The organism is Coleofasciculus sp. H7-1 (assembly GCF_057473865.1).
In genome coordinates this window covers 92,114-116,031 of sequence record NZ_JBYCCT010000014.1, presented here as the reverse complement: position 1 = coordinate 116,031, position 23,918 = coordinate 92,114, and the positions used below count along the sequence as shown (strand labels likewise).

At 46.8% G+C, this 23,918-nt stretch carries 17 protein-coding genes and 1 pseudogene; 5 read left to right on the top strand and 13 right to left on the bottom strand.

Going from position 1 to position 23,918, the window contains the following annotated elements; translation table 11 throughout:
* Positions 1 to 43: 43 nt before the first annotated feature.
* Entirely contained in the window at positions 44 to 3,148 is a 3,105-nt protein-coding gene (locus AC2VDX_RS04095; protein ID WP_378176107.1) for an inverse autotransporter beta domain-containing protein, read from the top strand.
* A 287-nt stretch (positions 3,149 to 3,435) separates the two neighbouring features.
* Positions 3,436 to 3,981, top strand: a complete 546-nt coding sequence (locus tag AC2VDX_RS04090; RefSeq protein WP_378176105.1) for a hypothetical protein — start codon at positions 3,436 to 3,438, stop codon at positions 3,979 to 3,981.
* A 393-nt stretch (positions 3,982 to 4,374) separates the two neighbouring features.
* Here AC2VDX_RS04090 and AC2VDX_RS04085 read toward each other — a convergent pair whose 3' ends face one another.
* The 11 genes and pseudogenes from AC2VDX_RS04085 to AC2VDX_RS04035 all read right to left on the bottom strand — a co-directional run bounded on the left by AC2VDX_RS04085 (position 4,375) and on the right by AC2VDX_RS04035 (position 19,728).
* Positions 4,375 to 5,592 carry an aspartate aminotransferase gene (locus tag AC2VDX_RS04085; RefSeq protein ID WP_378176103.1) on the bottom strand — a complete coding sequence of 406 codons (1,218 nt, stop codon included), beginning with the start codon at positions 5,590 to 5,592 and terminating at the stop codon, positions 4,375 to 4,377.
* 140 nt (positions 5,593 to 5,732) lie between these two features.
* Entirely contained in the window at positions 5,733 to 6,914 is a 1,182-nt protein-coding gene (locus tag AC2VDX_RS04080; RefSeq protein WP_378176101.1) for an iron-containing alcohol dehydrogenase family protein, read from the bottom strand.
* A gap of 181 nt (positions 6,915 to 7,095) precedes the next feature.
* The gene (locus tag AC2VDX_RS04075) at positions 7,096 to 7,617 is read right to left on the bottom strand and encodes a Ycf51 family protein (RefSeq protein ID WP_378176099.1); all 522 of its coding nucleotides are present in this window, start codon (positions 7,615 to 7,617) and stop codon (positions 7,096 to 7,098) included.
* Positions 7,618 to 7,623: 6 nt separating this feature from the next.
* Positions 7,624 to 8,106 (bottom strand): Fe-S cluster assembly sulfur transfer protein SufU, encoded by a 483-nt coding sequence (sufU, locus tag AC2VDX_RS04070; protein WP_378176357.1) that lies wholly within the window; start codon positions 8,104 to 8,106, stop codon positions 7,624 to 7,626.
* A gap of 164 nt (positions 8,107 to 8,270) precedes the next feature.
* Positions 8,271 to 8,747, bottom strand: a complete 477-nt coding sequence (locus tag AC2VDX_RS04065) for an STAS domain-containing protein (RefSeq protein ID WP_378176097.1) — start codon at positions 8,745 to 8,747, stop codon at positions 8,271 to 8,273.
* Positions 8,748 to 8,956: 209 nt separating this feature from the next.
* On the bottom strand, positions 8,957 to 14,347 hold the full coding sequence (locus AC2VDX_RS04060) for a CHAT domain-containing protein (protein ID WP_378176094.1): 5,391 nt from the start codon (positions 14,345 to 14,347) through the stop codon (positions 8,957 to 8,959).
* Positions 14,348 to 14,951: 604 nt separating this feature from the next.
* Positions 14,952 to 16,323: pseudogene (locus tag AC2VDX_RS04055) on the bottom strand (DUF3370 domain-containing protein).
* The gene (locus tag AC2VDX_RS04050) at positions 16,253 to 16,438 is read right to left on the bottom strand and encodes a hypothetical protein (protein WP_378176384.1); all 186 of its coding nucleotides are present in this window, start codon (positions 16,436 to 16,438) and stop codon (positions 16,253 to 16,255) included. Before AC2VDX_RS04050 ends, AC2VDX_RS04055 begins: the two are co-directional and overlap by 71 nt.
* A gap of 110 nt (positions 16,439 to 16,548) precedes the next feature.
* Positions 16,549 to 17,346 (bottom strand): alpha/beta fold hydrolase, encoded by a 798-nt coding sequence (locus tag AC2VDX_RS04045; protein ID WP_378176091.1) that lies wholly within the window; start codon positions 17,344 to 17,346, stop codon positions 16,549 to 16,551.
* Between the two features lie 206 nt (positions 17,347 to 17,552).
* Positions 17,553 to 18,983, bottom strand: coding sequence for a DUF3370 domain-containing protein (locus tag AC2VDX_RS04040; RefSeq protein WP_378176089.1), 1,431 nt, complete (start codon positions 18,981 to 18,983; stop codon positions 17,553 to 17,555).
* A gap of 232 nt (positions 18,984 to 19,215) precedes the next feature.
* Positions 19,216 to 19,728, bottom strand: a complete 513-nt coding sequence (locus AC2VDX_RS04035) for a pyroglutamyl-peptidase I family protein (protein WP_378176086.1) — start codon at positions 19,726 to 19,728, stop codon at positions 19,216 to 19,218.
* A gap of 75 nt (positions 19,729 to 19,803) precedes the next feature.
* On the opposite strand from AC2VDX_RS04035, the gene hisH reads away from it, so the two are divergent.
* Both hisH and rsmD read left to right on the top strand, forming a co-directional pair.
* Positions 19,804 to 20,439 carry an imidazole glycerol phosphate synthase subunit HisH gene (hisH, locus tag AC2VDX_RS04030; RefSeq protein WP_378176083.1) on the top strand — a complete coding sequence of 212 codons (636 nt, stop codon included), beginning with the start codon at positions 19,804 to 19,806 and terminating at the stop codon, positions 20,437 to 20,439.
* Between the two features lie 211 nt (positions 20,440 to 20,650).
* The gene (gene rsmD / locus AC2VDX_RS04025; RefSeq protein WP_378176080.1) at positions 20,651 to 21,199 is read left to right on the top strand and encodes a 16S rRNA (guanine(966)-N(2))-methyltransferase RsmD; all 549 of its coding nucleotides are present in this window, start codon (positions 20,651 to 20,653) and stop codon (positions 21,197 to 21,199) included.
* A gap of 87 nt (positions 21,200 to 21,286) precedes the next feature.
* Here rsmD and petG read toward each other — a convergent pair whose 3' ends face one another.
* On the bottom strand, positions 21,287 to 21,400 hold the full coding sequence (gene petG / locus AC2VDX_RS04020) for a cytochrome b6-f complex subunit V (RefSeq protein ID WP_378176077.1): 114 nt from the start codon (positions 21,398 to 21,400) through the stop codon (positions 21,287 to 21,289).
* A gap of 281 nt (positions 21,401 to 21,681) precedes the next feature.
* Between petG and AC2VDX_RS04015 the strand changes: the two genes are divergently transcribed.
* A complete protein-coding gene (locus tag AC2VDX_RS04015) occupies positions 21,682 to 22,056 on the top strand; it encodes a c-type cytochrome (RefSeq protein ID WP_378176354.1) in 375 nt (124 codons plus the stop codon).
* 45 nt (positions 22,057 to 22,101) lie between these two features.
* Here AC2VDX_RS04015 and AC2VDX_RS04010 read toward each other — a convergent pair whose 3' ends face one another.
* Positions 22,102 to 23,901, bottom strand: a complete 1,800-nt coding sequence (locus AC2VDX_RS04010; protein ID WP_378176074.1) for an ABC transporter ATP-binding protein — start codon at positions 23,899 to 23,901, stop codon at positions 22,102 to 22,104.
* Positions 23,902 to 23,918 lie beyond the last annotated feature (17 nt).

Genomic DNA, 23,918 nt, shown 5'->3' with positions numbered 1-23,918 from the left:
TGGATATGGGTTTGAAACTAAAACACAATTTAGCTGGGAAAAAATGCTTCTAAGAACATCAACACCGTGCATCTACACAATTTTGCTGCTATTAGGAACGCTAACCTCAAACGCCGCCCAAACAACTGAGTTTCAACCTAATTCTTCAAGCGCGACAACCGACTTTACAGGTGTTACAATCGTCCACTTTCCTGATGGCGTTGCTCAATTAAATAACAATACTGTAGGGGCATCCCTTGTGGATGCCCTTGATGTAGCTCAATTAAATAACAATACTGTAGGGGCATCCCTTGTGGATGCCCTTGATGTAGCAGAACACCCACAGAAAGCGTCCCCATATCGTTCTAAAAATCAGCAACGCTTCCCTAATTCCATCGCTTCTGCCGAGTCAAATTTTTCTCACCCAGTAATAGACTCAAATCGTTTCACCAATCAATTGCAGCAGATCCCCCCAACCCCCCTTAATAAGGGGGGCAAGAGAATATCAAATGTATTGTCTCAAAAGAGTGAATTGGTATCAGAAGTTGAAACTGTAGGCTTCTCTCAGGGTAATTCTCTCAACCCATCTTTTTACACGCTAAAGGAAGCGGCTTTTATCGCCCAAACAACTAACCTAGATGCGCTTCCTCAACCAGAATTTAGTCCCGAAAACGCACCTTATCCAGAGACAGGCGAAGTCCAATCTCCTCAACCTTTAGCAGCAGTAATAACACCTCCCCGCACTTTGCGCGAAGCAGGTTTTATCCAAGAAATACTGACTCCAGAAATTGCATCTCCTACAGCAGAGATTAGCGCCGATACCAAACAGATAGCACAATCAGATCGAGTCCGTTTCCAGCGATTTATGCCTCGCATTGGTGCTGAATTTACTACTGGCTCTGGGGTAGGTTATGAAAGCTCTTTTGGTAGCATTGAAGGCTTTGTTCCTTTATGGCAAAATTCAGACAACCTCACTTTCTTAGAAGGTCGGTTGCTGTTGTCAACGGTAGAATCTCATATAAGCAGCAATATTGTTTTAGGACATCGATTTTACAGTTCTAAAGATAATCGTATTTTTGGCGGCTATGTCGCCTTCGACACCCGCGACACGGGTAATAGCAACTTTAATCAACTCGGTGCTGGATTTGAAAGTTTAGGAGAAAGCTGGGATATTCGCGCTAATGCTTATATTCCGGTTGGAGATACCCGCCAACTGACCCAAGAGACAGTTTTTTCTACAGGTTTCTCGTTTTCAGACCCTTTCTTTCAGGGTAATTTTTTGGGTCAAACTAGAAATCAACAACTTCGGCGCGATCGCAATTTTGAAGCTGCGATGACAGGGTTTGATGTTGAAGCTGGCGTGAAAATTGCCCAGATAGGTCGAACCGGCGACCTCCGAGGCTATGCCGGACTTTATTATTATGATGCCCCAGGCAGTACGGAGATTTTGGGCTGGCGGACTCGGTTAGAAGCCCGTCCTACTGACACTTTCAGGCTGGGACTATTGCTCTCAAATGATGCCACTTTTGGCACGAATTTGGTGCTGAGTGTGGGGACGAATTTTCCCGGAACTCGTCCGAGAGGGATACGAACTGAAGATCGGGTTCTGGCGCGGCTGGGGGAATCTGTGACCCGAAACGCAAATATTGTAGTCGATGAACAATCGGAATCTGAATCTTTCAGCGTGCAAGATACGGTGTTTGTTACGAATCCCGCGACGGGACAACCGTGGAGATTTCGGCACGTCAATTTAGGAATTGGAACCGGAAACGGTACGTTTGAGAATCCGACGGCAACAGTTTCTGAAGCCTTGGCTGTGGCGCAACCCAATGATATTGTCTACGTGCAACCGGGGACAAATCTTGGGGTTCCTGCTTTCAAGATTCCTGACCAAGTGCAGGTGCTTTCGACGGGTCCCGTGCAGCGTATAGATACGGTGGAACTCGGCAATGTACAATTACCCTTGTCTAATGCGGGAGTACTGCCAGACGTGACAGGAACGGTCACGATGGGGAACACGACAACCCTTTCGGGTTTTGCTATCACCACAACCACTGGTTCTGGCATCGCTGGAAGCAACATCAGCAATGTAATTATTCGAGACAACGCGATCGCAAATTCTGCCAGTGAGGGCATTTTACTTGAGAACGTGACCGGAGACGTGACGATTCAAGACAATGCGATCGCTAATTCTGGTTTGGAAGGCTTTTCCCTCAACAATAATCAGGGGCAAGTTAACTTAATTCTTGCCAAAAATACGATTACCAACAATGGCGTTTTAGCTAGCGAAGGGGACGGCATTAATATTGAACTTCGCAATACTGCGACTGGAACCTTCAACATTTCCAACAACATAATTGCTAACAGTAACAGCTTCGGTAGCATCGCCGACGGAGTCGAAGTCAAACTGTTCGAGAGTGCTTCCGGAACCTTTAATCTTACTAATAACCAAATAACCGAAAATCAATTTAGCGGAATTAATATTGAACTTGAAGCCAATACTTCGGGAACATTTAATATTACCAATAGCATAATCTCAGACAATCAATTTGACGGAATTTCTCTCAAACTAAACGATAGTGCGACCGGAAACTTTAATATCGCCAATACTCAAATTTCTAAAAGTGGGTTTTATGGAATTGGCATACTTCTCTCAAATAATACCTCTGGAACATTTAACATTACCAACAGCACGATTTCTGAAAACCAAGATAACGGGGTGAATATCGCACTTTCCGATACGGCGACAGGAACAGTCAATATTTCCAACAACCAGCAGATTTCTAAAAATGGATTTTACGGGATTTTTACCAGCATCAATGGAAATGCCCAGCTTCGGTTTCTCAGCGAATCGAATCAAATTATTGATAATGCTTTTACCGGACTTTCCCTCAACAGCTTCGATACTGCCAAAATCTTTGCCGGAGTCCGGCTTAACACCTTAACAGGCGGCGCAATCGGCGATCTCGAAGCAATAACCAGCGGTTCTGGCGATACAATTTGTCTGCAACCCCACAATAATACGATTGGCAACTTTTTCTTAAGTGACAGTTTTGGAGGAGCAATCCAGATAGAAACAGGAACGCTGTCTACAAATAATATCTCTGTAAGCGACCTCAGCAATTGGTCTGCAACCACTGTACCGACGGGAACGTGTGGTTTCCCTTAGTGGGTAAACCAGTTTAGTTCATTCAGATGCAGGCTTTGAACTCGCTTAACTAAGCAAGCTAAGTATCTCTAACTTGCACAGACCGCCTTCTGCTTGAGCGCAAATACTCGCCATACCACCGGCAAAAGCATTTCGGGCAGTAACCGCGAACCAATTTTTTGTGAGAGGTAAAGTTGAATGAATTATGATATTTTATGGTTGTAGTTAGCTAAACCGTGTTAAGTGCTTCAAGCGGATGGTTTATCAATTAACCAGGCTCAAGAAAAATTAAAAAGAGGTTAAATATAATGAAAAAACTATCAAATAATTTATTGCTGACAGGTATTTTATTGTCTTCACTCGCGCTAGTCAGTGGTTGTGGTGGAGGCGACAAATCTACTCAGGCTTCTCCTTCCCCAAAATCTCCTACATCTAAAACTGCAACTACCTCTACACCGACTTCTTCTCAACTGAAGTTTGAAAAATCTTTCTTGGTCAGAAAAACTCCCGATAAAAAAGTTGTGCCGGTTAATGATGGAGTTTATAAAAGAGGGGAAGATGTTCAGCTAGTCTTGCTCAATGTTGGCAAATTCAAGAAAGGTCAGGATGGGAAAAACTGGCTAGATATGGATATGGAAGTTAAAAATGCCAAGGGTGAAGTCATTTTGGTAAAAAAGAGCCTAATTGGAGAAAAAGGACATACGGCTTTAAAAGATGACGTGGCAGTATCTCCCAATGGCACTGTTAATACAACTCCTAAAATTCAACCGGGAACTTACCAAATTACGCTGACTATTTATGACAAAGTGGGTGGTGGTAGGGTAACGGAAACCAAACCTTTTACTTTGAAATAAGGGCGACGCGAACAAAAATAATCTATGATATTATGTTCGGTTGATGACTCGTAATTCCCTTTGACATTGCACCCCACCCCTAGCCCCTCCCCGCAGGCAGGGAGGGGAGCCGGAGCCGCAGAAAATGGCAGGGAGGGGTTAGGGGGAATGGCGGGAAATCAAACGGATTTTACAGCAGTTCCCGCTATTGTGAGGTACGTTCTTAGTCGTGAAAGGTTACAGGAGGTAGCGGGGAGGGGATAAACTGTACTTCATAACAGCAGGAAGCGCTGTATCTCTGATTAAAGTTTGCGGTTATACAAACAAATCCGTTTATGCGATAAGGCTGACTATTTTTGAAATAGCTGATTTCCCAAATTTGAGATCAAACCCAAAAATTAAAGCTTCGATGTTTTATCCCTGCTTGATAAACACGCCCTCATTTTCGGATGAATAGCGGATATTAGCTTCTTTAAAACGCCGCAAAGCTTCAGCTAAGCGATCGCATTCAGCAATCAAACTTACCCGCACATACCCCTCACCGGCAGATCCAAAGGCATTTCCGGGAGTCAATACCACACCTGTCTGCTGCAAGACAGACAGGGCAAAATCTGTTGAACCCATCCCCTCCGGACAAGGAACCCACAGGTACATGGTGGCTTTTGGTTTGGGAACTGTCCAACCCAACTCAGCAAATCCCTCGATTAAAAAATCGCGGCGACGACGATAGCGATCGCATACCTGATTTACATAAACATCTGGAAGTTGTAAGGCGGTTTCGGCGGCAGATTGCAAGGCGGCAAAAATGCCATAATCCAGATTAGTTTTGAGTGTCCGCAACCCTTGAATAATATGTTGGTTGCCTACGACAAAGCCGACGCGCCAGCCTGCCATGTTGTAAGTTTTAGACAGGGTATGAAACTCGACGCCGATTTCCTTCGCCCCTGGAATTTCTAACAAGCTGGTTGGTTGATAACCATCAAAAGCTAATTCTGCATAGCACAAATCATGCACAAGTAAGATTTCGTGCTTCTTGGCAAAGGCAACAATATCTTTGAAGAACTCGCGAGGTGCTGTTGCGCCAGTGGGATTGCTGGGATAGTTGAAATAGAGAATTTTGGCTTGTTGGGCTACTTCATCTGGAATGTCACCGAGATCGATCACCCAGTCATTTTCGGGTTTCAGAATCAGCGGGTGAATTTTGCCCCCAGCGATCGCTGGTCCGCGAAAATGGGGCGGATAAGATGGACTGGGTACCAGAATCACATCCCCTGGGTTGATGTAGGCAAAGGCGAGGTGAGTCAGCCCTTCCTTAGAACCTAGTAGCGGCAAAGCTTCGCTATCTGGATCGAGGTCAACATCATAGCGACGCCCGTACCAGTTAGTGATGGCGCGGCGGAAGCTGAGAGTTCCTTCAAAGGGGGGATAGCCGTGATTTGCCGGATTTTGCAACGCTGCGATCGCTGCGTCTATCACTGGCTGAGGCGCTGGGCCATCGGGATTCCCCATTCCCAAGTCAATTAAATCCAGCCCTTGTTCGCGCGCCCTGGCTTTCAGTTCATCCAGACGGGCAAATACATAAGGGGGCAGTGATTGCAGGCGTTCCGCTGGGCTAATCCAATCTAACGTCATTGGTTAAGGCAGGAAAGTTGGCTTGTTGGCTTGTTGGCAAGGCAGGAAAGTTGCAGGTTGGAGGTTGGCAGGTTGATTAAAACCTTCAACTTTTGAGATTCTTCAACCTTCAACTCTTTACAACCTTCAACTTTTGAAATTCAAACATCATTATTTGCCGCTGAGGTCAGCCCCAAATTTGGACGCCCTACCTCAACGGGTGCGGTCGTGGAAACCATTGCCGCCATCAGCTGTTCGGGCACCACCCGGAAGGGTAGCCGGTAGATATCGGAATTAGGGGCACAGGCAATTTCAGCTGCTTGCTGAAATTCTCCTAGTGTAATATTTCCCAAACCCAAATCATCCAAAGTTTGAGGCAGTCCAATTTCGGCGTAAAACTTCAATAACTGTTGTCTTGCAGTTGCTGCTAGTTGGTTGCCTTGCAGCATTTCTTCTAACCGCAACTGCACGAGAATGCCATAGGCGACTTTCTCACCATGTATGGCACCGTGGGCAGCGGGGATATGCGTCAAACCATTGTGGACGGCGTGGGCGGCGACGGTACGGCACTGGGCACCTCCTAAACCACCGATGACACCGGCAAGTAAAACTGTGGCATCTACGACTTCTCTCCAAACTTCACTGCCCGGTTCTTTGAGTGCTGCTGCGGCTTTTTGGAAGAGAATATCCCGCAGTACTCGCGCTTGTTGCACGGCGGCAATCATCAAAGTTTGGTCGGAGTGACCGCTGCTGACAGAAGCTTCGTACCACTTCGCCAAGGCGTCGCCAATCCCGGCAATTAAGGTGCGTTGCGGTGCAGTCTGAATTAACTCGTAATCCAGCACTAGCAAATCTGGGCACCGATCGAGACTGACATCATATAGAAATGCCCCTTCGTCGGAATAGACGTTGGAAAGGGCTGTCCAAGCAGCGCAGGTCGCCCCTGAGGTGGGAATTGTGACTACTGGCAACTGGCATTGATGAGCCAGTAGTTTTGCGGTGTCTAATGCTTTCCCACCGCCGATGCCGATAATCGCGTCGGCTTGATGGTCGGTGAGAGCTTTCCGCAGAGATTCGAGCGATCGCATACTGCAATCGGGGCTGTAAGATGCCTGGGCAACGTCTGTCTTTTGCTGTTTTAGGGCAAGTTGCAATCGGGGTAGCGTGACGGACAGCGTGCGATCGCCCCCTACAACCAAGGGACGCCGCCCAAAAGTCGCGATCGCTTCTCCCGCTTGTTCCAGCGCCCTCTGACCGCGCAGCACCCGACCCGGAGCCACTGTCAGCCAAAATAACGAAGGAGCGGTTTGAGTAGACAACTCTGGCAAGGATTGATTGGGCATAGAATCAACCATTTTAGTCTAAATAAGGGGATTTCTCAATACTGCTTATGAAAGAATTTATAGCAAATTTCTCTAATAACTTCCCGGTAGTAATTTGGGGAGGCAGCAGCCTATCCAACACTCGTTCCTAGGCTCCGCCTCGCTTCGATGGGAATCCAAATGCACAGAGAAGGCTCCGCGATTACGCGGTAGACTTTGGCAATTGTGCCAGGTTTTCTGGGAAGATTTGGATGTCAAGCTGCCGATCGTTGCGGACAGCTAGCGATCGCGTCACCTGACCCAAATAAAGCGGTTTAGAAACGCCAGGAGAGGGATGAATAACGGTACGGACTCGAATGGTCAGTAAATTGTCTTTTGCCCGACCTAAACGACCATAAGAGTACAAGTCGCTGGCAGCTTGACGCAGCGTTGCATCTAATTGGGAGTTGGAAATCGTCGGCGGTACGGAAATCACCGTTTGCGCCGCGCCCGTGTCATAAACCAACTTATAATGCACCGAACCTGGAACTGCTGTGTGGGTAAGCGGTACCAAACTCAAAGAAAATAAACCTGCTGTTAGCACACCCATAAACCCAGTGCTACCCACCAGCCGAAACCGGATGTCCCATTTGAAAATAAACCCCAGCGCTGTTACAACCGCACTGGCGATGGTAAGAACCGCTGACCATTTGGCTAGTTCTAGAAAATCAGTAGTCGTTAACATGGCAACTTAAGCGTCTTCCTTTTCATTACTGACGAAGCCATTTGGCTGATTGCCATTGGGTGATTCCAAGGCAGCTTTTAAAGTATGCCAGGTGAGGTTAGCACATTTGATCCGCACTGGAAACTGAGAAACGCCTTGCATCACGTTCAGCTTGCGTTGTTCTTTGGGGAATTCGGCTTCCCCTTTCATCATGCTTTGGAAGCGTTCCACCATTTCCAGGGCTACATCTACTTTCTTTCCCCGCAAAGCCTCCGCCATCAAGTCAGCAGAAGCCATTGCGATCGCGCAGCCTTCTCCTTCAAATTTCACATCTTCTATGGCGTCGCCTGCTGCATTCATCTGCAATGTCAGCTCAATGGTATCGCCACAAGAAGGATTGTGCCCCCTCTGAGACCGATGCACGGGATTGGTTTGACCCTTGTGCCGGGGCTTCTTGTAGTGTTCTAAAATGACCTGTTGATAAAGGTCGCGTAGATTGCCCAAAGTCATGGCGAGATTGATAAGACGATATTCATCCATCTCGATCCTATCAGTGTCGCTCAATTTCCGGAGGGCTGAAGACTGAGCATTGACTTCCCAACGCTGATTCCCAACGCTGAATGTAGATTAAATTCCTAGCTGCCTTCAGGCTAGAGTGCCCTGGTATCCCGCAATCATTCGGCTGCTGGCACCCTTGCGGAAGTCGCCCTTGCCAGTTTAGCAAGGGCAGATTCATAAGTTTCCTCAATATCAAATATTTCCTCAAGCTGAGCCGCTTCAAAAAGTGTTTTGACTGAAAATTGCAAGTTACAAATTACGATACGGCACTGCTGCTTGCGGGCGGCTTTGAGTCCTGCTACCAAAGAAAATAGCCCCGAACTATCTACCCCATTGATATGGGTCATATCTAGCACGCATAGAGCCGGGGCATCCAGTACGACGTTGTTCACAATCCATTGTTGTAAGGTAGCGCCATTGCAGCGGTTCAGAACCCCTTGAGGCTGAATGACAATCCGGTGGCTGGCTTTTGTGTTTTCTGGGACTTGAGCAAATTCATGGCAGGACTTCCCCCGTTTAATTACTGAGGAAAAAATAAATTCAGGATGCAGTATGGTCGATCGCCAAAACTTTATAAGTCTAGGTACACCCATAGTTGTGGCTGAGGTAGACTGATTGGTTCTTTAAAAAGATTAATCCTCAGCTCAGTAATTTTTCGTATGAAGTTGATGAAGACAGCACAAATTACGTAAAGGTAATGCAAAGTTTAGCCTTGCCCTCACGATCGCTCAGTAGGCAATATTGTCCGCTTAATGCGGTTTGGGAATGGGGAAGAAGCAATTACCCCATTCCCCATTACCTATCACTGCGCTTCCCCAATCAGGGTAAAAGCCGCCCAGTTGAGGGGATCTGGATGTTGTTTCATCGTCACTAACATGGCGCTTCGCAATGCCTGGGCTTTATCAGGTTTTTTTTGCACAGTTCGATAAAACTCTGTCATGAGAAGGGTAGTCGGTTCGTCAGGAACCGCCCACAGGGACACGAGCACACTGGGTACTCCAGATGAAATGAGCGATCGCGACAAACCGATGACACCATCGCCGGTGATTTTGCCGCGTCCCGTGTTACAAGCACTCAATACCACAAGTTCAGCATTTAGCTTCAGATCAAAGATTTCTCCAGAGGTGAGGAATCCATTATCGTTCTTGGATGGAGCCAGAGCGATCGCGCCGGGAATGCCTAATTCTTGAATATCATCAAGTAAGCCGTGCGTCGCTAGATGAATCAGCCGCGCCTGGGGCATCTGTTGCACAATCTCAACTTTGGTTGCTTTGTCACCAACGATCGCTTTAGTGTTCAAGAGTTTAGCAATCGTCAGCGCTTCCCGTTCGGCACCCGGTAACGGTGCTAGTGGCTGAGGCGTTTGTCCAGCCTCTTTTGTGGGCATTGTGGGCATCGTCGGATTGCCTACCACTAGCACGTTTTTGCTATCTAGAGATGTTGTATGCAACCTTTCTACACGTTGCTGTTGTTGGTGAGTTAGGTCTAACACCTCAATTGCTGGAGCTGTTACGATTGTGTGTTGCTCGATTAAGTATTTGCCATTGGGAGCTTTTAGCGCCGGGAAAGGCAGCAGAAACAACCCACCTTGCGGAATAAATATTACGTGGGAATTTGCGTCTTTGGGCAGGAAATCAGCAATTGGCTGAATCAGCACTTGATGAAGTTGCGATCTAGCCGCTTCTCCTTTATTAATATTAGGCCCGTATAAAATACGACTGTTAGCTAGCAAATCTTCAAAAGAATTATTTTGCTGCCGTAGCGGTTTCAGGTCAACTCGACGAAACGCCACTTTACCTGTAGGCTGAACTACCCAAATAAACAGTTCTGATGCCTTACCTCTGAGTTTACCTTGAACTTTGAATTCTTCTTCAGGAACAATTGAATATTCAACCAGCGTGGCATTTTGTTCTTTGGCAATTTTTTTAATTTGGGCGATTGTGGGAGGGTTTAAATTAGTTTTAGATCGAGCCGATGCTTCAGGAGATAATCGCTGTTGCAGTAACTCCACAAACGCACGGGCGCGTCCTCGTTCGGAAATTTCTAGAGCCGAATCTTCTTTCTTCTGGGCAATGAGGATTTGTTGCAGCAGGTTGTAAGTAAGAACTTGCGTATCAAAAACTGAGACATTGTGGATATCATTTAATCCTGGTCGCAGAGATTCCATAACCTCAACGGCATCGCGGAGTTTTTTCTCGGCTTCTGGAAGTTTGCCAGAGGCAAATAGAGTATGTCCTAGGTTATTGAGAGCCGCTCCCTCTCCTCGTCTGTCACCAAGCGATCGCGCAATTTCTAAACTCTTCTCGTGATGTTCAATCGCTTTGGGGTAGTCGCCTAAATCTTCATACGCAATTCCTAAATTTCCTAGTGCTTTGTGCTGTAACTCACGATTGCTAATTTCTTTGGCGATCGCTAAACTCTGCTGATAATAATTGAGGGCTTGGGTAAATTCGCCCTGAACATGATAAGCAGATCCGAGATTGGTTAGGGTGCTTCCTTGTCCTTCCTTGTCGCTAATTTGTCGCGCGATCGCTAAACTCTGTTCGTAAGACTGAACTGCTTCCTTAGACTTACCCAAATTAGCGTAAATCGTTCCCAGATTTCCTAATGCTCTCCCTTCCCCTGAGCGATCTTTAATTTCCCGCGCCATCGTTAAACTTTGCTGATAAGACTTAATTGCTTGGTCATATTCACCCAAAGCTTCGTAAGTATTGCCTAAATTTACTAAAACCTGACCCTCTCCCTGACGGTCTTTGGTTTCTTGCATAATAGTCAAAGCTTGCTGATGGGATGCGATCGCGCTTGCATAGTTACCCACGGCTTTGTAAGCAATTCCCAGATTTGAAAGTGCTTGCGCTTTACCCGTGGGATTGCCATTTCCCGGTTGCATCGTCAAGAATGGCTCTAAGAGCGCGATCGCATCCCTATAGTTTTCCTGAACCAGGGAAGCCGCACCCAGAACACCTCTGGCAGCAACTTCCCCCGGAACGTCTTTGAGTTCCTGGTAGATTCTTAATGCTTGTTGCCAAGACTGGACAGCAGATTCAACCTTATTCGGCTGATACTGTTCAAAGCCTTGCTGTAACAGTTGATCTGCCGCCACTTTGCGGCTATCTTGAGCTGACGCTGATGCCACTGATGCGGCGGGTTGTTCTTGCAAGCAACGCGGATCTTGCAGTTGCAGGTTTCGCAGTCGCAAATTTTGCACTCGTGCAGCGCACACAGCGGCAGTTGACTCAGCAGTTGACAATTTCAGCGTTCCATCGCTGTTGCGCGTCACTCGGTTAGCATGACGGGCATCTGAGCTGTTTTTGAGGCTGTTATCGAAGACAACAATGCGATCGCCTGAGTCAGATGCACCCGAAACAGAAGCACTATCCCTCAGCGCAATTAGTTGTATATCTGTTGTAAGTTTGTCAGATCCATCAGTAGCAGTATCGCTCCCAGTATTCGTGTTGGTGCCGTTGCTAGTATTCGTATTAGTGTTCGTGCCAGTATTCGTGTTGGTACCGATATTATTGCCAGTATTCGTGTTGTTGCCAATCCCACCACTCGTGTTAATGCCAGTGCCAGTATTCGTATTAGTGTTGGTGTTAGTCCCAGGATTCGTAGTGGGGTTGGGGTTTTGGGCAATTGGAGGAAAAGAGCTATTTTGAGTAGACCCATAAAACAGATTGTTATTTCCAGCTCCTACGGTGATAGATCCCACAGTACCGCTAACATTGTTGGGAAACTTATCTGAACCAAAAACAAGCGGTGTGTAGATTTCGTTTTTAATCAAGTCAAATGGATTTTGGGGATCGAAATTATCAAAACTATCACCGCTGGAGTTTGGTTTAAAGGGTTCGCCATTAATAGCGATCGCTGGTCCCAAATTAAAAGCTCCGTCTCCACCTTGGATCAGAAGGCTACCTTTGGTACTATTAATATTAAACTGCTTTGATACAAGTGGTGTAGTTGCACCTCCACCTCCATACCGAATACTAATCGGGGCATTGATTTCCCCATCCTGTTTACCGCTATTCGGTCTAGCATGCAGACTAGATGGAAAATTTTGTGTATATACTGTTACTACTTTTTCAGGATCAACCGCAGTATTTTTGCTTTGAAGAAAACTCAATAATTCTGGATCGTCTTTGAGTTTAACTTCCGCCTCCAAAAAAGGTTCAGGAACAGTAGAACCCTTAGCTTGGAAAAGACCAGCGGCTGTAATATCAATTCCTCCACCCCCCGCATCAATGCTATTGACCACAATATTGCCTGCTGTAGAAGACAAAACTACAGCACTGTCAGCAGAGCCACCAAGCCCACCCGTGAAGATATGTCCTGATGTAATGTTGCCTATAGCAGACAAATTTACAGAATCACCATCAGTATTAATGTCTTTTGTTAAGATGCTTGTTCGTGAATCAAGTAAAACTGCACCGACATTATCCGAAGAATTTGAATTGTTATTATTAATAAAACCGTCAACTCGGATTTCTCCGCTGGATGAAGTGTTAGGAGAATAGCGATTTGTTAAAAGAATAACTCCGTCTGGCGCAGTTATATTAACATCTCCAGTGATTACAATACTCGCATTTGTTGTTGTTCCAGCAAAAACAGGTTGAGAATTAGGGGATAGATCGAATGCGGAAGTTGGAATAACGCTATTTGTCGGTGCCCCACCTAACAACTCCCAATTGATTCCAGCTCGTATATCTAACGTAGGTTTAGCGTTGCCATTAATTGTTACCGTCTTCCCATTAGACAAGGTGACATTCGCCAAACTGGCAAGGAAAGGATTGGGGTTATTAGGATTAATCGTATTTTCTGTTGAGTCTGTACCAGTAATCTTGACACTGCCGAGCGTGACACTACCTCCAGCCAAAATATGGAGTGAGGCTCCCTCATAATCTCCTAAACTCACATCTCCAACTGCCAGAATAATCGGGTCGTTAGGACTTAATAGATTTCCCGCGCTTCCATCCAATTGCTCAATTTTGAAGCTGCCACCTGTTGTGAAATGAGCATCACCGATGACTGGGTTAGGAGAGCGCAACAGTGTATTCTTACCAGAAACTACACCACTGGCAGGATGATTTAAGGCAAAAATATAAACTCCTAAATTCCCCTGAATAAGTAAATCTCCTCCTGCCTGAAGTAAAACAGGATTCGCTTGGGTATCTCGGACTCGTACCGTATCAGCAGCCAGCAATTGCAGATTTCCTGTCGTCTCTAGCTGGCTTTCTACTAAGGTGAGATTGTTATTGGCAGATAGCTTTGCTGTCTCGGCGGTCACTTTCTTGGCGACTACATCCCCATTTTCCACCTGAATGCCTGAGCCAGTTAATACTACCTGTCCGTTTTTAACTGTCACTCCGGTAGCATTGCCTCCACTTCCGCCCGTCAGCAATTTCGGTAATGTGGGAATCGGCAAATTCCAGTTTTTAGGTTGAGTATCTGCCGTTGCCAGGGGTTGAATATCCAAACTTAGCAGCAGTCCTTGCTGAGTGATGCGGACTACACTTTCACCGGGTACAGCAGCTACGGTAATGTTACCCTCTGGTGCTGAAAGTTTCCCGGTACTGACGACTGTGCCGCCCAACAAAGTTAAGAAGTTTTGTCCCGGCTGTAAGCTGAGGTTGCCAGCATTAATAATTGCTCCTGGCTGACTGACGGCGAAAGCAAAAGCGTTGGGGTTTCCTGTCAGCGCGGCGTAGTCGTTAGAACCTGCGGCATTGAACCAGTTTGAGCCGATACCAATTCCGGTTGCTGTAGTCGCTGTGAAGGAAGCAGGCACATTGAGGCTGGCTCCTGCGCCAAATATAATGCCTGCGGGATTCATCAAAAAGAGGTTAGAGTTTCCGCCTGTTACCTGAATCAGTCCATTAATAATCGAGGCGTCTCCACCGACAACGCGCCCCAGAATATTTTTAATCTCTGGTTGGGAGAGAAAGTTGGCAATTTGGTTTGAGTTCAGTCCAAATTTCTCAAAGCTGTGGAAAAGATTCGCTCCAGATTGCTGTCCGCCGCTAATGTCGAAGCGAACCGAAGGTTGTCCTTTGAGGACATCGCCCTCAAGGACAACATCGGTACCAGTGCCGTCAGTTGCCGGAACGATGGATTGCGCCCGTACCGTTTGGGTATTAATAGCGCCTACTAAAGGGAAAAGTATCAGAAACCGACGAATGCTTCTCACAGCAGAGTTCATAGGATTCTCGCTCAAGATTATTCAATTTTCAGAACTTAAAATTTTTTGACCGCCAGAATAACGCTTAACATTTAGTCAAAGATTAACTTGATTTTGCTTGCAGCTATTTATTTTTTACTTTCTCGGTAATTTCAACTATATTATAAATATTGTTTTTTTTTAATGCCGACTATTTTTACGTATCTTTACTTAATCTTCATCGAATCTTTATAAAAAAAGTTAATTGACTCCGATAAATCACTCATTTATTGTAAATATAGCAGTCCTAAATGATTCGTGAAGGCGAGATCCCCGATTTCTCTAAGAAATCGGGGATCTGGGCTGGCATCTTACGACTTAAATAGGATTTCTATAGATTTGCGGTTAGTGCTAACCATCAACCCTATTTTTGAGTTGATGAGACTCAATTGAAGTTTGTGCGAATTGCTTGGAAATAGAGCAAACAGATGCAAGATTTACCCTGACTTCTGGCAGAGGTAGCAAGAAAAAATAAGTGGGATTCTAGGAATATATAGCAATCCTAAATGATTCGCACTCTCCCTGTAGAGACGCGATTAATCGCGTCTCTACACTAAGGCTTAGAGAAGGGCTAAATTACAACGTGTCAGAAAGTCTTTTCCAAGGTTCTAACGGTTAAAACTTGTGGCGGCGTGGCGTCTGGGGGATAAATAAAATCGACTTTTACCAGTCGGCGATCGCCCGGTAGCATCTTCAAGGTTATCAAAGGTTCGCCTTGCTGACCGCGCCGTTGAACTAAATGCACGTAACGAATTTGGGGTAAACCTCGGTCATCAGTGTACTGGATCTGGACGGTGCCCCGGAAAAATACTTGCTGAGGCGGTGGTTCTAGAAAACGCAGCCCTCCCTGCAAGCGATCCTGTTTGATCGGCGTCTGTATCGCCAAGGTTACAGTTTGGCTGTCGTTCGTATCGTTAATCAGCGGCAAGGTGAGGCTGTAATGCACTCCATAGTTGCCGTGAGCCAAATATAGCGGTATCTGGGTAGCGCACCAACATGGGGGCACTTTGCACTCGTTCGGTGCCGAGAGTGCCGCGAGAAACCGTGCTGAGGGTATAGGAAAACGCTTTTCCTGGTTGGGGAACGCTCAGATTCACTGCACCCGGTCTTTCCACCAGTCTCGCTTTCCACTGCGAACCTTGAGCGACACCGGCAACACGACCGTAGATCAATTGCCCGTTGCTTGCCTCAGGAGGGGTAGGAAGGCGATCGCGCGGCTCTGCTAAATTACCAGAATCCAGAAGTGTCTGCCATTCTTCCAGCGTCGGTGCGCGTTCGCTGCCATCCGGATTTTTCTTGGCATACATCGCTAAACTAGCCATGTAGACTCTGGCATCGCTCCGCAACCGCATCAATGTCGAGCGACCATTTAGCGGCGGCGTCAGCGTCTTTACAGGAATTGGATGATTCAGCAACATCCGGCTTTCCCCTGGCGGAATCATCAACTGAGGGGGAAAATCGGCTTGACGCTGTTCTCGCAAAATATCATTAGTGACGCGATCGCCAGGGCCAGCATACACTGTACCCAAGGGATTCTCAATGTAGGACGCCATTGGCATAAATGGCGCATCTGGTTGACTGAGATAACTGGCTGCTTGCAAGATATCCACCGTGACGGGTTGCTTACCGGGATTATGCACGATGATTCCCAAGTAGAGAGTGCGTAAGTCTTCCGGAGTCGGCGGCTTGGCAATATGATGGGCAAACACATCAAAACGCCCTTGGAAGGGAAAATTTAAATGAGCTGCCGAGACGCTTTTGTTGCTGGGGGGAAAGGTTGAAAGTAAAATTCCCTCTGTCTGTACTAATTCTGGACTGTTGCTGTTAAAAACTGGCACATCATCCAGTTTTCCCGGTAAAGGGCGGACTTCCTGAGGTTGCACGATTTCAAGTGGTGGTGCAGGTGTCGGGATTGGATTTGTTTGGGCGAAAAGAAAAATCGGCAAAAAAGTCAGCATGAAGCGATTTTGGAGTCTCGCGGTTAGCACTCACCATTTTCTCCGTAGTCGGATGCGATCGCACCCCTATTCTTCCAACTAAACCGATTAACGCAGTCAGTAAGGGCTTTCGCATTCGGTAAACAAGCTATCGGAACGAAAAATCGTCGCCCGTAGGCGTAAGCCCCTACATCTGGATGGTGTTATAACCGACTTCTCAGACATCCTCTAAATTGGCAGAGAAAATCATGCCCTTGTCAATAACATTTCCTCAATTTCTGCAATAAAATCAAAGATAATCGCTGTAAATTTATCCGGAAAAAAGAGATTCCATTCGTGGTATCCCTCCTCTACTATTTTCACCTTAGAACCTTTTATTCCTTGTGATAACTCTTGGGCAAATTTTACCGGAGTTAGGATATCGTTTTCTCCCCACACAATTAAACAAGGGGATTCAATGTTTGGCAAAATTGGTCTAATATCTTGTTCTAAAGCGATAAATCCCATTTTTATCGTATTTTCAAGGTTAAACAAGCTGTTGTAAAGCAAGCATTGAAAAATAGCACTGACAGGCTGAAGCTTCATTTGCCAAGATTGGGCAGGCATTTCAATTGCCCTTCTTAATAAAACTTCTGGTATGGAACCTAGAGGAATTCCCGTACTATCTACGACGACGAGGCTGCGGACAATCGACGGCATCAAAGCTGCCAATGCCATGCCAATTGCGCCCCCTAGCGAATGTCCAATTATATGAACTTTTTTTAAATTTAACTTCTTTACAAAATCTCCAATAATCTTTGCATAGTCATTATAATTTTGAAGAACTTTTTCTGGTGCGGTTGAGCTTCCTAAACCTGGTAAAACAGGTGCTATCACCTGATAACGCTCGGATAAAATATCTAAACTGTCTTGATAAGGTTCAACTAATACTCCCCATCCGTGTATAAAAAGTATCGGATCTAAATTTGAGGCGACTCCTCCTTCATAATAGGAAATATAACAGTTATCCACATCAACTTGCTTTTTGATGAGTTTGCTTTTCACTGAATTACCCTTCAATTTTTTGAGACAGAACGCACTACTTTAGGCATTTCGGACAAATACCCTTGCAGCGTATGTTACATAAGTTAACAATTACTCTCTAGTTTTCTCTTCTGTCTAAAGTAAGGACACAGCAATGCCGTGTCCCTACGGCTGGAAATGAAGAAGCGAGGCAAACCCCGCACCCAATACATCAGGAAATTCTTTACCTAAAGTACAAACCGAATTCCATACAGGACACGCATCAATTCCAACAATGACTTGTCACCTGCATTCGCTGAGGTATTTTCTAAAGTTCGCACAGTCAGTACCTGCGGCGGCGTCGAATCTGGAGGATAAATCAAATCGACTTGCACCTGTCGGCGACTTGCCGATGGCATTTTTAGCGTTAGCAGTGGTTCCAATACCTGACCCGTTCGGTGCCACAAATGTACGTAGCGCGTCTGGGGTTTCCCTTGGTCATCGTTGTAGCGCAACCGTACCGTACCTCGGAAAAATGGAAAATCTTGCGGGGGTTGCCGGAAACGCAATCCTCCTTTTGGTAGCTTGTCTTCTTTCAAAGGCGTTTCTAGCGTCAGGGTGACAGTTTGGGGTTGGTTCTTAGAGTTAATTAACGGCAAGCTGAGGTTGTATTCAACTCCGTAGTTCCCATGCGCTTCGTAAGCGGTATCAGGATAGCGCACCAGCATCTTTGCAGTTTGTACTTGACCTGTACCGAGGGTGCCTAGCTTGAGGGTACTGATGGGATAGGAGATGGCGTTGCCGGGTTGGGGAATGGTAAGATTCTGGGCATTGGGTTTATCCACCAGTTGCCCTTTCCAGGCAGAACCTTCAGAGACTCCTGCCACGCGACTATAGATAAATTGCCCCGTGGTTTGCCCTGGAGGGGAGGGAGTTTTATCTCGTGGTCCTGCTAAAGTGCCTGTCTCTAGTAAAGTCTGCCATTCTGCTTGGGTAGGTTTCCGTTCGGTGCCATCTGCATTTTTCTTGGCATACATGGCTAAACTGGCTGCATAAACCTTGCCATTACTCTGCAACCGCACCAGCGTAGACCGACCATTGATGGGCTTTTCTAAATTCCGCACCGGAATCGGATGATTCATCAACAAACGGCTTTGTCCCGGTGGTATTACTAGCTGGGCGGGAAAATCAGCTTGTCGCTTGCCTCGGATGACATCGTTGACTGCGCGATCGCCATGACCTGAGTATACGTCTCCGTTGGGATTTTCGACATAAGGCGGCAGTGTGACATAGGGCGCATTCTGCATTAGCTGACTTGCCGCTTGCAATACTTCCACTTTGACGGGTTTTTTACCCGGATTATGCAAAATTACCCCCAGATAAAGCGTCTGCAAATCCTTGGGAGTGTGGCTAAAGTGGTGGGCAAATAAATCAAATCTTCCCTGGAAAGGAAAATTAAGATGAGCCGCTGGCACCTTTTTACCATCTGGGGGAAAAGTAGAAAGTAAAATCCCTTCACTTTTCACCCATTCTGGACTGTTACTGTTAAACATCGGCACTTTATCCAGTTGTCCGGGTAAAGGCAAAACTGGCTGGGGTTGTACAATCTCTTGAGGGGCTGGCTTCGGTAGCGGCGGTGGTGTCTGAGCAAGCGGTAAAATGGGCAAGAACGGCAGCATGGGAAGATTGATTTTAAAAAACTATAACGACTCTATCCGAAAAAAATAGTGTGCCCTCAGACTAAAGTCTGGGGCTACACAAACAAAGCCTGCCTCCGCAGGCTAAATCCACTCTTAGTCAGCGTAGGCGGACTTCGTTCGTGAAGCCGCAACTTTACTTTAGTCGTCCTTGTACTTTCGCTCAGAAGGGCATCAAAATATTTTCCGGATGGGTGCTAAGACATAAAGGAGTTTAAGAAAGTGCCAGGTTCTTAATAATATATAAAAAATCTGCCCTAATTTCTGAAAAATTTTCTGGAGTTAGGATTGGGACGTGGACAAAAATACAGCGGCTGTTGAGTTGGCGTTCTTGCAAGTAGTCTAATACTGAGTAATACAGCCCTTCGCAGACAAATTTACCAGCATTATGGCTAATTTCAGTTGCTGCTGAGCCTGTTAATAGTTTTTCTAGATTCACCGATGTTTTCAGCACCGTGGTTCCACAAGCCGCACAGGATTCTACACTTAATTGAGTGCGTCCCTCTGCCATGCCGCAGCAGATAATCGCATCGGGCTGTAGTTGGTTAATTTTGGCAAAGACGCGATCGCTTGCTTGGGCAACATTAACGGGTAGCTGTCTTAAAAAATTTAAGGATAGCGGTAAAGAGTCAAGTTTAGCAACTTCTATCAATAAATCATCGGATGAATTAGACTTTTGATGAGGTAGCCAGGTTTGAAAAGAGGTTAACAGGATTTTTTGATACATTCAAAGTGTCATTAATTACTTTAAAATGGAAAGAGTCTTGATGACCAATATCAATAGTAAGGGGGAGCAGGTTTAATGTCAGTCATTGCAGTCATAGACTACGACATGGGAAATCTGCACTCTGCCTGTAAGGGATTGGAAAAAGCGGGTGCAACGACAAAGATAACTGATTCACCGGCAGACATTGCACGGGCGGATGCTGTAGTTCTGCCTGGTGTGGGATCTTTCGATCCGGCGGTGCAACACTTGCGATCGCGCCACCTGGTAGAACCCATCAAAGAAGCGATCGCGTCTGGCAAACCTTTCTTAGGTATCTGTCTGGGATTGCAAATTCTGTTTGATTCCAGCGAAGAAGGCAAAGAACCCGGTTTAGGCATTATCCCTGGTGTGGTGCGACGATTTCGACCAGAACCCGATTTGACGATTCCCCACATGGGTTGGAACCAACTGGAAATTGCCCAACCTGATGCCCCAATTTGGCAGCATTTACCGTCTCAGCCTTGGGTTTATTTTGTCCATTCCTACTACGTCGATCCCGTTGATCCCCAAATCCGCGCCGCCACTATCACCCACGGAAGTCAAACTGTGACGGCGGCGATCGCGCGTGACAACTTGATGGCTGTGCAGTTCCACCCAGAAAAATCTTCCACCAGCGGACTGCAAATATTATCCAACTTTGTCGCCCAAATTCAGGCGAAAGTGGCGGCATAAAATATTTTTGGGTAGACTCCTCAGGACTTACGCAACATCACCACATCTGAGGGCAACCACAAGGGGATTGCCCCTACAAAACGCTATATGTATAAGCTTTGCGATAAGCTTTGCGTAAGTCCTGTCCTCTCCTTCTTGTCTTCCCTAAGCGCAGGCTACGCCAACGTGTCCTTAGCCTCTAAAGCGCTAACACGGTTCGTTTTTCTTAACAATGACCCTAAGAATCTACGGCAATCGCCTACTCAAAACCTTACCAGGTCTGGAAACCCGACCCACACTAGGGCGAGTGCGGGAAGCAGTATTTAACATTTGGCAGGGCAGCATCAGCGGCTGTCGCTGGCTGGATTTGTGTGCCGGTAGTGGTTCAATGGGCGCAGAAGCTTTGTGTCGGGGTGCTAGCTACGTCGTCGGAATTGAACAGTGGAGTCGCGCCTGCGCCATTATCCAGCAAAACTGGCAGCAAGTCGCTCAAGACGAGCAAAAATTTCAGGTGTTGCGGGGGGATGTCGTTCAACGATTGAAAACCCTTGCCAGTCAGCAGTTCGACCGGATATATTTTGACCCGCCCTATGCGAGTGAATTATATCAGCCGGTGGTGGAAGCGATCGCGCAACATCAACTGCTGGCTGAAGGCGGTGAATTGGCAGTAGAACACAGTCCCAACAACTGGACGGTTGAACCCGTTCCTGCACTGGAAATCTGTCGCCAGAAGGTTTACGGCAACACTGCCCTTACCTTCTATTGCCCGGTAAGCATCTGAAAGTTTACAACAATTTAAAAAGGTGGGCAGTGCCCACCTCACTCAGCTGACTCAGGAGGGCGGGAGAACCTCGCCCCTACAGCATTTTTATACTCCCAGTTGATTGTCGCGCTTTTTCTGCATATAGGCAGCGACAAATAGCCCCGCGAGGGTGACTAAGATCAAACCAAGCACGATACCAGAAAGCAGGGGTTCTACCACGTCAGTACTCCTTTGTTAACGTTTTTTGCCTGTTTCTCATCCTACAAGCTAGAGAGGAAGAACGGGTGAGCCTGTAGCGACACAATTTCAAGGCATTTCCTATCCTGGTGGCAGGCTAGACGAAACTACGCTTGCCTCGACCCTCTAGAAAATTTAAGCTATGTATATGAATCGAAATCTTTATCGATACACAAGCACACATATCGCTATACTCGTTCATTGCATAGCGATCGCCCGTGCCCAGATCAAAAACTGCCTTTACCTCTCACTTTCAGAAACCTTTGGATAACCAGCTACCTAAACCTGAAATCCTGATGCAGCGCCTCAGCTTGATGGCATTAGCTGCTTTCCTGGTCATCCTCTTGGCACTTGTGGGGGTTAACCTGTTTCGCGTCTCCGATCCTTATGTCAAGACAGTTTTGACCCGAACCGGCGACCCTGTGAAGGGACACGCTATCTTTCAAATGAACTGTGCTGGGTGTCATGGATTGGAAGCGCACGGTCGGGTGGGACCCAGTCTGGAAGCCATCTCCAAGCGCAAGTCTCGTGTGAGAATCATTCACCAAGTCATCAGTGGGGATACACCGCCCATGCCCCAGTTCCAGCCCAGTGCCCAAGAAATGGCGGATTTACTGCGTTATTTAGAGAAATTGTAGATGGGGATGGGGATGGGTAATGGGTCATTAGTTATTAGCCTAGACCTAACTGAACTGTTGTGCATAAAACCGGGCATAGCGATCGCCCTTTTGCAGCAATTCTTCATGGGTTCCCGATTCCATAATCTGCCCCTGTTCCACAACCAGAATTCGGTCGGCGCGGCGCACTGTGGCGAGGCGGTGAGCGATGATAAAAACAGTCCGGTCTTGCATGATCCGTTCTAGGGCTTCCTGCACCAAGGCTTCTGATTCCGAATCCAGGGCGGAGGTTGCTTCATCTAGGATGAGGATTCTAGGATTCAACAAAACAGCACGCGCGATCGCAATTCTCTGCTTCTGCCCCCCCGATAAGTTTACGCCTCTCTCTCCCACCCAGGTATGATAGCCCTGTGTAAATTGGGTAATGAACTGGTGGGCGTTGGCAATCTCTGCTGCCACCTGCACGTCCTTGAGGTCAAACTGCGCTTGTCCAAAAGCAATATTTTGAGCAATCGTCCCAGAAAATAGAATCGTTTCCTGCGGCACAATCCCAATTTGCCGCCGCAGACTCCGCAGCGTCACATCCTGAATATTAATGCCGTCAATGAGAATTTCACCCGCTTGGGTGTCATAAAAGCGGGGAAGAAGATTCACCAAAGTAGTTTTACCCGCACCCGACGCACCCACCAAGGCAATCATTTCTCCGGAGTGTGCCAGCAAATTCAAGTTTCGCAGCACCGGACTTCCTCCTTGCCCTTGCTTAGAAAGAGGTTGCACCACTTCTTTGGCATCCTCTTGGAAGGCGGGGGTTGGGGAATTTATTGCAGGATAGGCAAAGGTAACGTTACGATATTCCACCTTACCCGTAACAGGAGGAAGGTCAACTGCACCCGGCTTTTCCACCACGGTTGGCTGAATAGCCATCAGCTCAAAAATCCGATCGACCGATGCCTGACCCTGTTTAAACTCGTTGTAATTGCTGGTGAGATGGGCGATAGGGTCAATGAGTAACGCCACAGCTGCGATATAGCTAACAAATTCTGCCCCAGTCAAATTGCCGGTAGAAATTTGCCAGCCGCCGAGGAAAAACAGCAGTAAAACGCTCATCGCGTACAGGAATCCAACCACCGGGTTCTGAATCGCCTTTAGCCGTTCAGTTGCATACTTAGCTTTCCGGTTTTCTTCAGCTTCCTGGGCAAAACGGGCAATTTCATAATCTTGGGCGGCGAAAGCCTGCACCAGACGAATTCCGCTAAATACCTCCGTCAACAACGCCGATAAATTAGATACGCGATTTTGGCTGCGGCGAGAAAACTTCAGCATCTGTTCGCCAAACCAGCCAATTAAAACGCCCATCAGCGGTGCGACTAAAAATGTTGCCAGTGTCAGCTGCCAGTTGAGATAAATCATGTAGCCCAGCACGACGATTAGCTGCAACACGCAGGGAACAAAGTCATGGAAAACTTTATTCACCACTTCCCCAACTCGGTCAATATCTTCGGTGAGACGGTAAGTTAAATCGCCTGTTTGTGCAGTTTCAAAATAGCCAAAGTTGAGACGATGTAGGTGAGTATAAACTTGTTTGCGTAAGTTAAAGGCAACGAAAAGGGCGGCTTTCGCCATCAGGGAATCCTGTCCATACATCAGGATTTTCTGGGCTAGAAAAACGACTGCCAGCACTCCTGCTAACTGGGCAAGTGCTGCCATATCGCCCTGTCCAATGAAATTGGCGATTTTGCCTGCAAGTGCCGCCTGTATGGGCCAGAATACTGTAACCCCTAACGTGCAAGCAAAAGCTTGAGCGATGGTTTTCCACTGAGGGCGGATGTATGGCAGTAGATGCCAGTAACTAGAGCGCGTTTTCAAGCCTTAACGTCCTGTAA

Excerpts from the sequence above, each read along its gene's own strand:
- AC2VDX_RS04095 (WP_378176107.1), top strand. The coding sequence starts at position 44 with ATGCTTCTAAGAACATCAACACCGTGCATCTACACAATTTTGCTGCTA.
- AC2VDX_RS04090 (WP_378176105.1), top strand. The coding sequence starts at position 3,436 with ATGAAAAAACTATCAAATAATTTATTGCTGACAGGTATTTTATTGTCT.
- AC2VDX_RS04085 (WP_378176103.1), bottom strand. The coding sequence starts at position 5,592 with ATGACGTTAGATTGGATTAGCCCAGCGGAACGCCTGCAATCACTGCCC.
- AC2VDX_RS04080 (WP_378176101.1), bottom strand. The coding sequence starts at position 6,914 with ATGCCCAATCAATCCTTGCCAGAGTTGTCTACTCAAACCGCTCCTTCG.
- AC2VDX_RS04075 (WP_378176099.1), bottom strand. The coding sequence starts at position 7,617 with ATGTTAACGACTACTGATTTTCTAGAACTAGCCAAATGGTCAGCGGTT.
- sufU (WP_378176357.1), bottom strand. The coding sequence starts at position 8,106 with ATGACTTTGGGCAATCTACGCGACCTTTATCAACAGGTCATTTTAGAA.
- AC2VDX_RS04065 (WP_378176097.1), bottom strand. The coding sequence starts at position 8,747 with ATGGGTGTACCTAGACTTATAAAGTTTTGGCGATCGACCATACTGCAT.
- AC2VDX_RS04060 (WP_378176094.1), bottom strand. The coding sequence starts at position 14,347 with ATGAACTCTGCTGTGAGAAGCATTCGTCGGTTTCTGATACTTTTCCCT.
- AC2VDX_RS04050 (WP_378176384.1), bottom strand. The coding sequence starts at position 16,438 with ATGCGAAAGCCCTTACTGACTGCGTTAATCGGTTTAGTTGGAAGAATA.
- AC2VDX_RS04040 (WP_378176089.1), bottom strand. The coding sequence starts at position 18,983 with ATGCTGCCGTTCTTGCCCATTTTACCGCTTGCTCAGACACCACCGCCG.
- AC2VDX_RS04035 (WP_378176086.1), bottom strand. The coding sequence starts at position 19,728 with ATGTATCAAAAAATCCTGTTAACCTCTTTTCAAACCTGGCTACCTCAT.
- hisH (WP_378176083.1), top strand. The coding sequence starts at position 19,804 with ATGTCAGTCATTGCAGTCATAGACTACGACATGGGAAATCTGCACTCT.
- rsmD (WP_378176080.1), top strand. The coding sequence starts at position 20,651 with ATGACCCTAAGAATCTACGGCAATCGCCTACTCAAAACCTTACCAGGT.